Consider the following 13,762-nt stretch of genomic DNA (forward strand, 5'->3'; position numbering starts at 1 on the left):
CAGCGGGCCGGGTGCGGGGGTGTGAGGGTTGCGGACCGCGTTCCCGGCGCGCCTACACCTCGGTCGCCCAGACGTGCTCGTACTGGTCGGTGCCGCCGTCCGTCGGCTGGTGGGCCGGGTCGGTCTCCCATTTGCTGTCGGTGACCTTGAACTGCGCGCCCGGCATGAGCAGGACCTCGTCCTCCGTGCCCTGGTACTGATGGAACGGATCGATGTCGCGGCCGTACTTCCCGGTGAGCGTCAGCTCCAGCAGGATCCGGTGCGTCTGCCGGCCGCTCGCCTTCTGCCCCCGCATGAAGCCCAGCCCCACGTCCTTGTCCCTGCTGGTGCTGTCGAAGGAGCTGGTGAAGAGGGAGCCCGGCCGGTAGTTCAGCGCGGCCTGCTTGCCGTGCCGGAGGACCGAGTCCCCGTCGCCGCCGAGGTTCCAGTCGCCGCGGAAGACGGTGCCGGTGACGCCGGGCAGCCGGTTCAGCGCCTCCATGGTCATGTCGGCGTGCGCCTTGAGCTCCTCGAAGAGCGCGGGGGCGATGACGTCGATCCGCGCGTCGATGACGACCATCGCCGCCTTCTTGGCCGCGGGGTCCGGGCCCCGGGCGGGGGCGAGCTGGGGCCCGATGACCGGGTCCTCCTCGAGCGTGGGCACGTACTCCTGGCCGACGCCGTTCTGGGCGGCCCAGTGGAGCTGGCTCTTGATCTGCCGCAGGGAGACCGCCTCGGCGCCGGCCGAGGCGAGGGCGCCGGCGCCGTACGGCGCGTACCCCTCGGGCAGCAGCCGGCTGCGCACCACCGAGTTGATCATCCCGTGTGCTCCGCCGGTGTAGGTCATCAGGGCGGTCGCGTGGGCGGGCTTGAACGTCTCGGCGACGGCCGCGGTCGAGGCGCCCCCGTTGTCCGCCTTCCACCTGGTGATGCCCGGCGTGGGCGTGGTGTCGCCCTGCGCGAATTCGTTGTACTTGGCCGGCGCCGTCCGGGCCGCCGGTTGCCCGGGTTCCATGAAGCCGCTCGCCGCGGGATCCACGGCCCTCGGCTTGTCGGCCTCCGCGAGGTACATCAGCTCGTGCGGGAACTGGCCGTCGACGCAGACGTTCTGCCGCAGCTCCTGCTCCGTGAAGGGGGCGATGTGCTGGTACATCAGCGCCGCGCCCTTGCCCGCCCGGCTCGCGGACTCGCCCGGACCCTTGACCCCGGCCGCCCAGGAGCCGCGCAGGATCTCGTAGAGCGAGTGGTCCCAGGACGGCAGCATCCAGCCCATCACGGCCATCCGGTAGTCGAAGACGTCCACCCCGGACACGCCGATCCACTGGAAGGTCTTGAGCATCCGGGTCGTGGTGCCGGACATGCCGGCGACGACCGGGATGCCCTTCGCGGCGTTCGTCTTCGGCCAGGACTCGTTCTGCTGGATCTCCCAGTAGGCGGCGCCCTCGTTCCAGGGCAGCTTGTCGTCCATTCCGGGCTTGCCGGCGAACGCCAGCTCGCGCGCGCTGAGCGGGGCGCCACGGTCCGCGTAGTCACGGGGGGTCTTGCGGTGGGCCTGCTTGTCGGCCTCGCTCCGCTCCTTCCGCGGCCCCTGGCTGTCGATCATTTCGCGGGTGTCGCCGGCGAAGGTCTCCGGCTCCGACTGCCACAGCAGGTTGCCCAACGCGTACGGGTCCTTCTCGTAGTTGTAGCCCTTGCCCACGGCGGCCGCCGCGCCCCACAGGGGCAGCCGGGACCAGCTGTTGAGGAACGCGGAGTGTTTCTTCAGTTCCTCCTGGTTCATCCCGAGCGTGGCCGCGAGCTGCGGCTTCGGCCCGATGATCGCGTTCAGGATCTGCTTGAGCGAGAGCTCCGCCCCCGAGTTGTAGTAGGCGGCGTTGTACACGGCGGTCATCAGCTCCCGGACGTTGCCGTCGCGGGCGAAGAAGTCGTTGATCTGGGCGGTGGTCATGCCGTCGCCCACCTGGCCGCCGCTCGTTCTGTCGTTCTTGAAGAACGAGTTGTTGGCGAGGGCCGTGTCCTTGTGCTCGGTGCGGGCGAAGTCGATCAGCAGCTTCTTGAGCCTGGCCACGGTCTTACGGGCCGCGGCGAGCGCCTTCGGATGCCCGAAGGAGTACCCGCCGAGCCGCTTCTCGAATTCCTCGGCCGCCGCCTGCCAGCCCGTCTTCGCGTAGTACTGGGCGTGGTCGAAGGGCGCCTCGCCGTCGCCGGAGCGCTGTACGGCGATCTCCCCGCCGGCGTGCGCGGGGGCGGCCGCCGCGCGCTGCACGGGCGCGGGACCGGTGGGCGCGGGGCCCGCGGGCGTCGCCTCGGCGGGCGCGGGGCCGGCCAGGACACGGCGGGCGTTCTCCTCCGCCGCCCGTTCGAAGCGGTCGGAGGGGTCCGAGACGCTGAGTCCCGAGCCGTTGTCCGTCCCCGCGACCGGTCCCTGACGCTGCTGGATGACGTGCGTCAGCTCATGGGCCAGCGTGTGCCGGTCCGTACCGCCGGCGCCGATGACGACATGGCTGCCGGAGGTGTAGGCGCGGGCGCCCACCTCGGCCGCCGAACGCTGGGCGGTCGGCCCGGTGTGCAGCCGCACATCGGAGAAGTCGGCACCCAGCCGCGCCTCCATCTCCGTGCGGACCGTCCCGTCGAGCGGCTGCCCGGCGGTCCGCAGCACGTCCGGCACGGACGAACGCTGCACCGACGCGGGATCGCCCGCGCCGGCGCCGTCGTGCCCGCAGGAGGGCCCGTGCGCGTGGCGCTGGTCCTGCCGCCGCTGTTCCAGCAACCGGACGACGGCGGCGTTGCCGGCCGTGCGCTGCAACGCCAGCAGCTGCCCCTCGGCCGGCAGGCCGCCGGACCCGACCGGTCCCACGGGTCCCGACCACGCTGCCGGGCCGCTGGACAGGGCCGGGCCGACGGCGTCGGTCGTGCGCGCGGCGGCGGGCGTGGTCCGGGCGGGACGAGCGGCGGTGTCCTGCTGGTCCTGTGAACGCATGCTCCGATCATCGGTCATCTCGCGTCGCCAGGTGGGGAGTTGACCTATTTCCGACAAGGTCGAGGCAATCGGCGGGCGCGGGCCGGGGTGGGTGGAGCGGGCGGGGAGCGGGCGGGCGTGGGCCGGGGCGGGTGGCAGGCGGTGCGGCCGGGAGGTGACGGTGCGTGGTCAGGCGCGGGAGGAGGTGAGGTGTGCGAACACGACGACGTTCCCCTGGTAGCCGGTCGACTTTGTGTAGCCCCCGCCGCAGGTGATCACCCGCAGTTCCGGCCTGCTCGCGGCCCCGTACACCTTCTGGTCGGGGAAGTCGCGCGCCTGGTAGACCTCGACGGCGTCCACGGTGAACACGGCGACGCTTCCGTCACGTCGGTCCACCTCGATGGCGCTGCCCTTGCGCAGGGCACCCAGGTCGTAGAAGACGGCCGGCCCGTCGGCGTTGTCGACATGGCCGGCGACGATCGCGGTGCCCTTCTCGCCGGGAGTGGTGCCGGCCTCGTACCAGCCGGCCAGGTTCTCCTTCTCGGCGGGCGGGACGTCGAGGCTGCCCGACGGGGTGAGGGCGAGGCCCGTCAGCGGGGCGTCCACGTGGATCGCGGGGATGCGGACGCGGTCGGGCGGGGAGGGCGGCAGCGCCGGGGCGGACCGGGCCCGTACGTCCGCGCCCGCCGAGTGGGCCTGGGCCGCGGACGGCTGCGGCGGGGCGTGTGTCTCGGCGCCGCTGTACAGCAGCCAGGCGCCGCTGCCGAGCGCGATCACCGTGACGGCCGCTATGGCGGTGTTGCCGATCCTGCGCATCCCGGGCCCCTTCTCCGTCGCTCTTCGTCGCTCGTGGCTCGTGGCTCGTGGCTCTTCGTGGCTCTTGCGCGAACGCTTTCCGTGCGTTTCCTGGTCGGGGGAACCCTGTTCCCCCTCCGGGCCGCGAGGGGCGTCGGACCCGGAGGGGGAGGGGACATGCGGTACCGGCGGACGGACAGCGGAGGGTGTCCGTCAGATCCCGTCGCCTCTCGCCCGGCGATGCAGGAGCCAGGTACCGCCCGCGGCGGCGACGGCGAGAGCCGCCACACCGGCCGCGGTCTGAACGGGGTCGGGGCCAAGCGCGCCACCGACCCCCGTCTTCACACTTCCTCGCGGAGGCACCGGCTGCTGCCGGTCGGAGGCCAGCACGACCACCAGGTCCCCGGTGACGCGCCGCCCGCCCGTGGCGCATTCCGCGACGATCTCGTACGTCCCCGGCTGCGCGCTCGGCGGCACCCGGAACTGTCCGATCGCCTCGCCCTCGTGCGCGCTGGGCGCGAGCGGGAAACGACCGGCGCCCACCGCCCCGGCGTCACCCGTCGCCGCTCCGCCCTCGCCGCACGCCGCCGTGCTCACCGAGACCCGCCCGCCCGGCACCGCGGTGGAGGGATACACCTCCAGCTTTCCGGCGCGGCTGCCGGTCCCGACAGCGGCGTCCGCGCCGACGGCGGGCGCGGCGAACCCGGCCGCGGCGATGACGGCGAGTGCTGTACCGGTCAGCAGACGTCCGGCACGACGGGTGGCGCCATGTGCGGTACGACGGGCGGTGCGTCGCATCGGTGCTCCTTCGAGCTCTTCGAGTCTCCCTGCCCCTCCGAGGTAAGTCGCAGCGGGGCGAGCGCGCTTCCTGAGGGAGCGTCAGGAATGGGATGAATGGGTGTCAGATATGCGCGCGGGAGAGTGGCCCCTGCGCGGGTTTCACCAGGTCACCGACGTGCGGACGGTACGGCACGGAAAAGCGCCTCCAGGGCGGGTGAACGGGTGACCGCCGCCGCGGGGCCACCGCCGGGACCGACCGACGGCCGACGCCGGGACCGGTCGACGGTCACCGCCGACACAGGGCGACGACCGCTGCCGGGCCGGTCGACAGTCATGGCCGGGCCGGTCGGCACTCGCCGCCCGGCCCGGCATCGGCTGCCGCCGGGCCGGGTCTCGGCCGCCGCCGGCCCGCGCGAGGTCACCGCGGGGTGAGCCAGTCCCCGCTCTCGATCAGCCGGCCCCGGGCTCGCAGGCGGTCGGCGACGGCGGGTGCGGCGACGTACACCCAGGCGCGTACGGGAGGGACCCCGCGCGCGTGGACCGCCCCCGCCGCGTCGGCCGGCGCGCCCACTCCCACGCGCACCTCGCGCTCGACGCGCTCGTACAGGTTGCGCGGGTCGCCCGGCACGTACTCCTCCAGCCGGTCCAGCTCGGCGAGCACGCCCGCGTACGCCCGCGGGAGGGGTGTGACGAGTTCGCCGGCCACCGTCCCGCCCGGCTCCTCCACCGCGTAGGGGTAGCCGGGGCCCTGGTAGAGCACCGCTCCCGCCAGCCGGGCCGATTCCTCGCGAAGGGTGCGGCCGCGCAGCACGAGGTCGTGGTTGACCTCGCCGGGGCGGAGGGTGCCGTAGACGAAGAAGGGGAGTTCCGGGGCGCTCACGGAAACGATTCTCTCCCCTCACCGCCCCCTCACCGGTCCATCGCGCATGCGCTATGGACATGACATGTCATGCCCTCTTAAATGCCAGGACGACATCAGCGCCACCTCCACAGGCCGCCCACAGGCCACCCCCACACGCGCCCCCACGGCGCCTTTCCGAGGAGACCGAAGACACTGATGAGTCGGATACGGCAGCACGTCCGAGGTTCCCGTCTCGCCACCGCAGGTATCGCCGTCACCACGGCCACGCTCCTGGCCGCCGTGCTCTCGCCGGTCGCAGACGCGGCCGACAGGCCGACCCGGGCGACGGCGCTCGACAACGCGGCGGCGGTCCTCGCCGATCACGCGGCGACCCTCGGCCTCACCTCCGTACAGGGCACCTCCGTCCGTGACGTGGTCGTCGACAAGGACGGCACCCAGCACGTCCGCTACGACCGCACCTACCGCCAACTCCCCGTCCTGGGCGGCGACTTCGTCGTCCATCTGGCTCCCGACGGCGCCTACCGCAGCGCGAACCGGGCGACCCGGGCGACGATCTCGCTGCCGAGCATCACCCCGGAGGTCTCCGCCCCCAAGGCCGCCGACGTCGCCGTGAACGCCCTGCGCGCGGCCCACCTCGGCGAGACGCTGAAGCAGGTGAAGGCCAAGCCGCAGCTGGTCGTCGACGCGCTGCACGGCGCCCCGAAACTGGCCTGGCGCACCGACGTCGTCGGCCTCGACACGCTCGGCAACCCGGTCGCCCGCGCGGTGCTGACCGACGCGCGCACCGGCGCCCGGATCGACGCCTGGGACACCCTCGAGACGGCCACCGGCGACGGCAAGTCCCTGTACGGCGGCACGGTCCCGCTGGAGACGACCCTCTCGGGAACGACGTACCAGCTCAAGGACCCGACGCGGGGCAACACGTACACCGGCGACGCGGCGAACAAGACCGACCTGTGCATCTTCGGCATCTGCATCAGCCGCGCCCCCGCGACCCTCTTCACGGACGCCGACAACCACTGGGGCACCGGCGCCACGGCGGACCGCTCCACCGCCGCCGTCGACGCCCAGTACGGCACCGACGTGACCTGGGACTACTACAAGAACGTGCACGGGCGCAACGGCATCGGCAACGACGGCAAGGGCTCCTACAACCGCGTCCACTACGGCAACAGCTACAACAACGCCTTCTGGGACGACAGTTGCTTCTGCATGACCTACGGCGACGGTGACGGCACCCAGCTGGGCCCGCTGGTCGCCCTGGACGTGGCAGGCCACGAGATGTCCCACGGCGTGACCTCGAAGACGGCCAAGCTGACCTACTCGGGGGAGTCCGGCGGCCTGAACGAGGCGACGTCCGACATCTTCGGATCGCTGGTCGAGTTCTACGCCGGCAACTCCTCCGACACCGGCGACTACCTCATCGGCGAGAAGATCGTCCGCTCCGGCTTCGGCCGGGACGCCCTGCGTTACATGGACAAGCCGAGCAAGGACGGCAACTCCGCCGACTACTGGAGCAGTTCGGTCGGCAACCTCGACGTCCACTACTCGTCCGGGGTCGCCAACCACTTCGCCTACCTCCTCGCGGAAGGCAGCGGCACCAAGACCGTCAACGGCGTCACCTACAACTCCCCGACGTACAACGGCTCGACGCTCACCGGCATCGGCCGCGACAAGCTCGGCGCCATCTGGTACCGCGCCCTCACCGTCTACATGACGTCCTCGACGAACTACGCGGCGGCGAGGACGGCCACCCTGAACGCGGCCCGCGACCTCTACGGCACGGGCACCACGGAGTACAACGCGGTGGCGGCGGCCTGGGCAGCCGTCAACGTGAACTGACCCGGCGGTGACCGCGGGGACCCGCCCGCGGTGGAACGGTTCGGTCTCCGTCTGCGTCGTCCCTCTCCGGGGCACGGTTGCCGTGTCCCGGGGAGGGGAGACCAGGGTGACTACCACCAGGGTGACTACGGGCGGCTTCGCCAAGTGGACGAGGCGGTTCGAGGACGAGCGGGAGCGCAGACACGCCCAGGGCGATCCGGACTGGGAGCGGGGCGCCACGCTGCATCCGGCGGTGTGGGCCGGCATCCAGCGCTTCCAGGTCGGCGAGGACGGCGACGGCGCCAACCTCGTCGGCAAGGCGGACGAGGCCGGCGACGCCGACTACGGGCGGGCTGTCCGGCTCTTCGTCGCCGAGGAACAGAACCACGCCCGGCTGCTCGCCCGGCTGCTGGCCGCGGGAGGAATGCCGACGCTGGCCGGGCACTGGAGCGACGCGGTCTTCGTACGGCTGCGGCGTCTCATGGGCCTGCGCCTGGAACTGCTGGTGCTGATGATCGCGGAAGTGGTGGCGCTGCGTTACTACCGGGCCCTGCGCGACGGCACCGACGACACGCTCACCACGGAGGTGGCGGGGCGGATCCTGTCCGACGAGGAGCGTCACGTGCCGTTCCACTGCGAGCGGCTGCACGACTCCCTGGCGGAGCTGCCCCGCGCGGCGCGCCGCCCGGTGATGGCCCTGTGGCGGCTCCTCCTGCTCGCGATCTCTCTCGTCGTCGCCGCCGACCACGGTGCGGCGCTGCGCCGACTCGGCGTCGGGCGCCTCCGGTTCGTGGCCGACGTCATGGCTTCGTCCCGCCCGGTGGTCTCCGCCGTGCTGGTGCCCCGCCCGGACGCGTGGACGGGCGCCCGCTGAGGGGGCGGCCCTTCGCACACGGCCTCCCGGACACCGACAATGGCGCCGTGCACGAAGAGACCGCGCGTGACCAGGCCGACCTGATCCCCCTCCTGTTGCAGCATCTGCACGCCCCGCTCGCCGGGACGTCGTACGTGCGCGGAGTGCTGCCCGCCCCCGGTGGCGCCGATGCCGTGCGGGTCGCCGTCGGGCCGGTGACCGCCGAGTCGACGGGGGAGCTGACCCTCTACGAGTTTCCGCTCGTCGTCGGCGAGGACTGTACGACCGCGTACGACGTCATCGGGATGCTGCGCACCCTGTGCGGTGAGGGGAGCCGGCCGGCCGGGACGGGCACGGTGAGGGGGATGCCGGTCGTCCCCGTGGATCCGTCGGCGGTGGCGCGGGCCGAGGAGACGGCAGCCGACCGGGGGCTGCGGTTGGTGCGGACCCTGGTCCGCGCCTCGTGCTTCGACGAGGACCACACGACGGATCCCCTCCTGCACGGCTTCCTCTTCCTGCAACAGGACCTGGTGCGGCTGTACTTCCGGGCCGACGGGCTCCCGGGAGTGACCGCCGCCGACGTACGGACGACGGGGGCGCTCACGGCGCTGACGGCGGCACTGCCCACCCTCGTCCGCGGGGAGAGGGAACAGATGGTCCCGGACGACACGGATCCCCACTGCGCGCGGGTCCTGGACGTGACCTACTGGTGAGTCATATCGCTTCCCCGTGGCCGAGACCAACCGTTACGCTCCCCCAGCGCGCATCCGGCGTGAGCAGGGAGTACCGGGGGTAATGGGGCAGTGGGGGACATGACGCAGGAAGTCGGCGCGCCCGAGAAGGGCCCGAACGCGTGGGCTCAGGCCATCGCGGCGCTGGTGGTGGTCGGGGCGCTCGGGGGCGGGCTGTACGTGATCCAGAAGAACGATGCCGCGGCAGCCGACAAACCGGCGGTCTGTTCCGCCGACGACGAGGACAAGAAGGCCGCCGAGGACGCGAAGGCGGCGCAGCGCGTCTCCGGGACGGAGCTGTGCACGGCGCTGAACCGCCCGGACCTGCCGGCGCTGCTCGGCACTCCGCGGGAACACGCGCTGACGGCCTACGGCAATGACGGCTCGGTCGAGAGGGCGAGCGGCGCCGCGATCCCCAGTCCGGAGGGGACCGTCCAGCTGGACACGTACACCGTGAAGCTCTCGCGGTCCTACGACAAGTACCCGGTCGCGGGGATGGAGGACCTGCTGAGCGAGGCGGAGTCGAAGACGATCCTCGGACATCCCGCGGTGCTCTACTCGGGGCAGACGATCGCCCTCGACTTCGACCTCGGCGGCGGCAAGTCCGAAGCGGGCCCCGGCGGCATCGCCCGCGTTCTGGTGGTCGCCCCGGACACCAAGGACGGCGGCGGCTCCTACGAACTCGCCATCTGGCGCCAGGACACCGTGCGTCCGGACGACGCGGCCCTGCTGAGCGTGGCGCAGAAGGTGCTGCCGATGATCCCGGGGTGGGCGCAGGCCGGCTGACGGCCTCGCGCGGCGCGTGCCGGGCCCGCCGGCACGGGCTGCTCCGCGCCCCGGCTACTCGGCGATCTCCACCCGCACCGCGCACACCTTGAACTCCGGCATGCGCGAGGTCGGGTCCAGGGCCGGGTTGGTGAGCGTGTTGGCGCGGCCCTCGCCCGGCCAGTGGAACGGCATGAAGACGGTGTCGGGCCGGATCCCGGTGGTGATGCGGGCCGGCGCCACCGCCCGCCCGCGCCGTGACACCACGGCCAGCGGGTCGCCCTCGGCCGCACCGAGCCGCGCCGCCAGGCGGGGGTGCAGCTCCACGAACGGGCCGGGCGCGGCGGCGTTCAGCTCGTCCACGCGGCGGGTCTGGGCACCGGACTGGTACTGCGCCACGACCCGCCCGGTGGTGAGCAGAACGGGGTAGTCGTCGTCCGGTTCCTCGGCGATGGGCCGGTGTGAGACCGGCACGAAGCGTGCCCGCCCGTCCTCCGTGGCGAACCGGTCGAGGAAGAGCCGGGGCGTACCCGACGCCCGCGGAGCACCCTCCGCGTCGCCCGCGCCCCCGGTCCTGCCCGCGGTCCGCGTCTCTCCTTCGGCCTCCGCCGGGCAGGGCCAGAAGACCCCGGCCCCGCTCTCCTCCGCGAGTCGCGCGTAGGTGATGCCGGAGTAGTCCGCGACGCCGCCCGCGCTGGCTCGGCGGAGTTCCTCGAAGACCTCCTCGGGGTCGGTCGGGAAGCCCTTCTCGACGCCCAGCCGGGCCGCCAGTTCGTGCAGGACCTCCAGGTCGCTCCGTACGCCCTGCGGGGCGGTGATCGCCTGGCGACGCAGCAGGACCCGTCCCTCCAGGCTGGTCGTCGTCCCCGTCTCCTCCGCCCACTGGGTGACCGGCAGGACGACGTCCGCGAGGGCCGCCGTCTCCGACAGGACGACATCGCAGACGGCGAGGAACTCGAGGGACTTGATGCGCTCCTCGATGTGCGCGGCGCGCGGCGCCGACACCACCGGGTTCGACCCCATCAGCAGCAGCGACCGTACGTCGGACCCCAGCGCGTCCAGCAGTTCGTACGCGCTGCGTCCGGGCCCGGGCAGCGAGTCCGGGTCCACGCCCCACACCTCGGCGACGTGCCGCCTGGCCGCCGGGTCGTCCAGCTTGCGGTAGCCGGGCAGCTGGTCGGCCTTCTGGCCGTGCTCGCGCCCGCCCTGGCCGTTGCCCTGCCCGGTCAGACAGCCGTAGCCGCTGAGCGGCCGGCCGGCCCGCCCGGTCGCCAGGCAGAGGTTGATCCACGCGCCGACCGTGTCGGTGCCCTTGGACTGCTGCTCGGGCCCGCGCGCGGTGAGCACCATCGCGGCCTCGGGCTCGCAGAACAGCCGCACGGTCTCCCGGAGTTGAGGAACGGACACCCCCGTGATCCGTTCCACGTACTCCGGCCAGTGCGCCATGGCGGCCGCCCGCGCCTCCTCCCAGCCGGTGGTCCGCTCCCGCACGTACTCCTCGTCGACCCGCCCCTCGGCGACGATCAGGTGCAGCAGACCCAGCGCCAGCGCGAGATCCGTACCCGGCCGGGGCGCGAGGTGCAGATCGGCCTGCTCGGCGGTCTTCGTGCGGCGCGGGTCGATCACGATCAGCGTGCCGCCGTTCTCCCGCAGCTCGTTGAAGAACCGCAGCGCGGGCGGCATGGTCTCCGCGAGGTTGGACCCGACCAGGATCACGCATCCCGTCCTGGGGATGTCCTCCAGTGGGAAGGGGAGCCCCCGGTCGAGGCCGAACGCCTTGATGCCGGCGGCCGCCGCGGACGACATGCAGAAGCGGCCGTTGTAGTCGATCTGCGAGGTGCCGAGCACGACCCGCGCGAACTTGCCGAGCGTGTACGCCTTCTCGTTCGTCAGCCCGCCCCCGCCGAACACGCCGAGCGCGTCGGCCCCGTGCTCGGAGCGCACCCTGCCGAACTCCCGGGCGATCCGGCCCAGCGCCTCCTCCCAGGTGGCCGGCACGAGCGAACCGCCGGACCGCACCAGCGGAGAGGTCAGCCGCACCCGCGAGGAGAGCACCTCCGGCGCCGTACGGCCCTTGCCGCACAGCGCGCCCCGGTTCACCGGGAAGTCCGGGCGCTCGACCACCTCGACGCCCCCCCTGGGCAGGGGCGACAGGGCCATCCCGCACTGCAGGGCGCAGTACGGGCAGTGGGTGGGCGTCGAAGTGGTCGGCATACGTCCCAGCGTGCTTCGGCCGTGTTACGCGCCGTGCGGCCTCCTGTTACGGCGGTGTGGTGGTGCCCTCCTCGCCGGACCGGACCCGCCGTGAGGCACCCACCGGGCCGGGCCCATCGCACCCGCCGCCGCATCGGTCACGGCACCCGCACCCGTCACGTCACCCGCACCCTTCACTGCTCTCGCCTCCGCCCCGCACCCACCACTCGCCCCACTCGCCGCAGGGCCCTCACCGGTCGCCGGCGAGGGCCCTCGTCACCCCCGGTTCCTTCGGCCCGAGGAACCGGGGGTCCGGCTCGAACACCGCGTCCAGGGCCGCCTTCCCGGCCGCGAGAACCTCCCGGGCGCCCCCGTAGTACCAGGTCACGTCGTGTGTGGCGGCGACCCCGACCCCGTACGAGTCCACGCCCGCCGCCTCGCACAGGGCGACCGCCCGGCGGATGTGGAAGTCCTGGCTGATCAGCACGGCCCGGTCGACGCCGAAGATCTTCTTGGCGCGGACGCAGGAGTCCCAGGTGTCGAAACCGGCGTAGTCGCTGACGATCCGCGTGTCGGGCACCCCGTGCCCGGTGAGGTAGGTGCGCATGGCGTCCGGCTCGTCGTAGTCCTCGCGGCTGTTGTCACCCGTCACGAGCACGACCTCGATACGGCCCTCCCGGTACAGCTTCGCCGCCGCGTCCAGCCGGTGCGCGAGATACGGCGAGGGCTCGCCGTCCCACAGACCGGCGCCGAACACGACGGCGACCTCGGTGCGCGGTGCGTCGGCGGTCGTGCCGAGCCGGTCGGCCGTGGACACGTACAGCCAGGTGGACGGCAGCAGCGCGAGCACGCACCCGGCCATCACGGCCTGCACCAGCCGCCGCCGGCCGGCCCGGGTGCGCGGCAGCCGCGGTCGACGGATGTGCATACGGTGTTCCCCCAAGGTCGCGCGGGTCGAAAGCCCCTTCGGCACGGGAAGACGCGGCAGGCGGTGATCCGGTTCGCCGCCCCGCGCGGCGAGCCACATCTCACACCGCCCCCGGGCGCGGCGTGAACGACCCGAAAACACTCGTGACGGACAGGCAACGGGGGTGCAATCTCGGTCCGTCAGGATCTGTTCATGAAGGCGTCGCCCGTTCAGTACGACGAGTCCGCAGTCCCCCTCGACAGTACGGCGCACATCATGAACCGGATCAGCTCCCAGCTCGCCAGCCAGCTCAGCCTCGTCCAGCTCGACGGACGCCGGCGTCCCGGCCCGCCCGCGCTGGTCGTCGTCGCCCACGGCAGCCGCGACCCGCGCGCCCTGAGCACCGTCCGCACGCTTCTCGACCGCGTCCGCGAGCAGCGTCCCGGCCTGCCGGTGCGTCTCGGCCACATCGAGCTCAACGAGCCGCTGCTCACGGACACCCTCGCCGACCTCGACGCGCACGGCACGACGGACGCCGTCCTGGTCCCGCTCCTGCTGGCCCGCGGCTACCACGTCAAGCGGGACATCCCGGAGATGGCGGCGAAGGCGCGGGTGCACACGCGCGTGGCCGCGCCGCTCGGCCCGCACCCGTTCCTCGTGGAGACCCTGTACGCCCGCCTGGTGGAGGCGGGCTGGCGTCCGGACATGACGCAGGAGGAGCGCCGGACGAGCGCGGTCGTCCTCGCGGCGGCCGGCTCCCGCGATCCCGACTCGGCCGTCGACACCCGCCGTACGTCCCGCCTCCTGGCGCGCCGGCTGGGTGTCCCGGTGGTCCCCGCGTACGCGTCCACGGCGACCCCGACCGTCCCGACGGCGCTGCGGGCCCTGGCAGCGCGAGGCCGCGACCGGGTGGCGGTCGCCTCCTGCTTCACGGCCCCCGGCCGCTTCGCGACCGAGTGCGCCCGGGCGGCCCCCTGGATCGCGTCCGCTCCGCTGGGCACCCACCCGGCGATGGCGAGCCTGCTCCTGCACCGCTACGACCAGGCGTGGGCGGCCCCGGCGAACACGGCCACCGAACTGGCGTCGGCCTGAGACCCGGTCCGGCCCGGACCCGTCG

The 13,762-nt window shown here is 73.0% G+C and carries 11 protein-coding genes; 5 read left to right on the top strand and 6 right to left on the bottom strand.

The window, feature by feature from the left end; translation table 11 throughout:
* Positions 1-52 precede the first annotated feature (52 nt).
* From OG440_RS25325 to OG440_RS25340, 4 genes are all read right to left on the bottom strand, one after another.
* Positions 53-2,959 (bottom strand): DUF4157 domain-containing protein, encoded by a 2,907-nt coding sequence (locus OG440_RS25325; protein WP_406009073.1) that lies wholly within the window; start codon positions 2,957-2,959, stop codon positions 53-55.
* Between the two features lie 168 nt (positions 2,960-3,127).
* A complete protein-coding gene (locus tag OG440_RS25330) occupies positions 3,128-3,754 on the bottom strand; it encodes a class F sortase (RefSeq protein WP_406009074.1) in 627 nt (208 codons plus the stop codon).
* A gap of 192 nt (positions 3,755-3,946) precedes the next feature.
* On the bottom strand, positions 3,947-4,531 hold the full coding sequence (locus OG440_RS25335; protein ID WP_406009075.1) for a hypothetical protein: 585 nt from the start codon (positions 4,529-4,531) through the stop codon (positions 3,947-3,949).
* Between the two features lie 400 nt (positions 4,532-4,931).
* Positions 4,932-5,393 carry a gamma-glutamylcyclotransferase family protein gene (locus tag OG440_RS25340; protein ID WP_406009076.1) on the bottom strand — a complete coding sequence of 154 codons (462 nt, stop codon included), beginning with the start codon at positions 5,391-5,393 and terminating at the stop codon, positions 4,932-4,934.
* Between the two features lie 177 nt (positions 5,394-5,570).
* Between OG440_RS25340 and OG440_RS25345 the strand changes: the two genes are divergently transcribed.
* The 4 genes from OG440_RS25345 to OG440_RS25360 all read left to right on the top strand — a co-directional run bounded on the left by OG440_RS25345 (position 5,571) and on the right by OG440_RS25360 (position 9,566).
* A complete protein-coding gene (locus OG440_RS25345) occupies positions 5,571-7,217 on the top strand; it encodes a M4 family metallopeptidase (RefSeq protein ID WP_406009077.1) in 1,647 nt (548 codons plus the stop codon).
* A 121-nt stretch (positions 7,218-7,338) separates the two neighbouring features.
* Positions 7,339-8,070, top strand: coding sequence for a ferritin-like domain-containing protein (locus OG440_RS25350; RefSeq protein ID WP_406011454.1), 732 nt, complete (start codon positions 7,339-7,341; stop codon positions 8,068-8,070).
* Between the two features lie 47 nt (positions 8,071-8,117).
* Positions 8,118-8,762 (top strand): hypothetical protein, encoded by a 645-nt coding sequence (locus OG440_RS25355; RefSeq protein ID WP_406009078.1) that lies wholly within the window; start codon positions 8,118-8,120, stop codon positions 8,760-8,762.
* A 99-nt stretch (positions 8,763-8,861) separates the two neighbouring features.
* Positions 8,862-9,566 carry a DUF6215 domain-containing protein gene (locus OG440_RS25360; protein WP_406009079.1) on the top strand — a complete coding sequence of 235 codons (705 nt, stop codon included), beginning with the start codon at positions 8,862-8,864 and terminating at the stop codon, positions 9,564-9,566.
* Positions 9,567-9,620: 54 nt separating this feature from the next.
* Here the strand turns inward: OG440_RS25360 and OG440_RS25365 are convergent, their stop codons facing one another.
* Positions 9,621-11,759: a molybdopterin oxidoreductase family protein gene (locus OG440_RS25365; protein WP_406009080.1), complete on the bottom strand. Its 2,139-nt coding sequence runs from the start codon at positions 11,757-11,759 to the stop codon at positions 9,621-9,623.
* A 229-nt stretch (positions 11,760-11,988) separates the two neighbouring features.
* On the bottom strand, positions 11,989-12,666 hold the full coding sequence (locus OG440_RS25370; RefSeq protein ID WP_406009081.1) for a vancomycin high temperature exclusion protein: 678 nt from the start codon (positions 12,664-12,666) through the stop codon (positions 11,989-11,991).
* A gap of 192 nt (positions 12,667-12,858) precedes the next feature.
* On the opposite strand from OG440_RS25370, the gene OG440_RS25375 reads away from it, so the two are divergent.
* Positions 12,859-13,737 (top strand): sirohydrochlorin chelatase, encoded by an 879-nt coding sequence (locus OG440_RS25375; protein ID WP_406009082.1) that lies wholly within the window; start codon positions 12,859-12,861, stop codon positions 13,735-13,737.
* The last annotated feature ends 25 nt before the right edge of the window (positions 13,738-13,762 follow it).

The organism is Streptomyces sp. NBC_00637 (assembly GCF_045161545.1).
Taxonomy (GTDB): domain Bacteria; phylum Actinomycetota; class Actinomycetes; order Streptomycetales; family Streptomycetaceae; genus Streptomyces.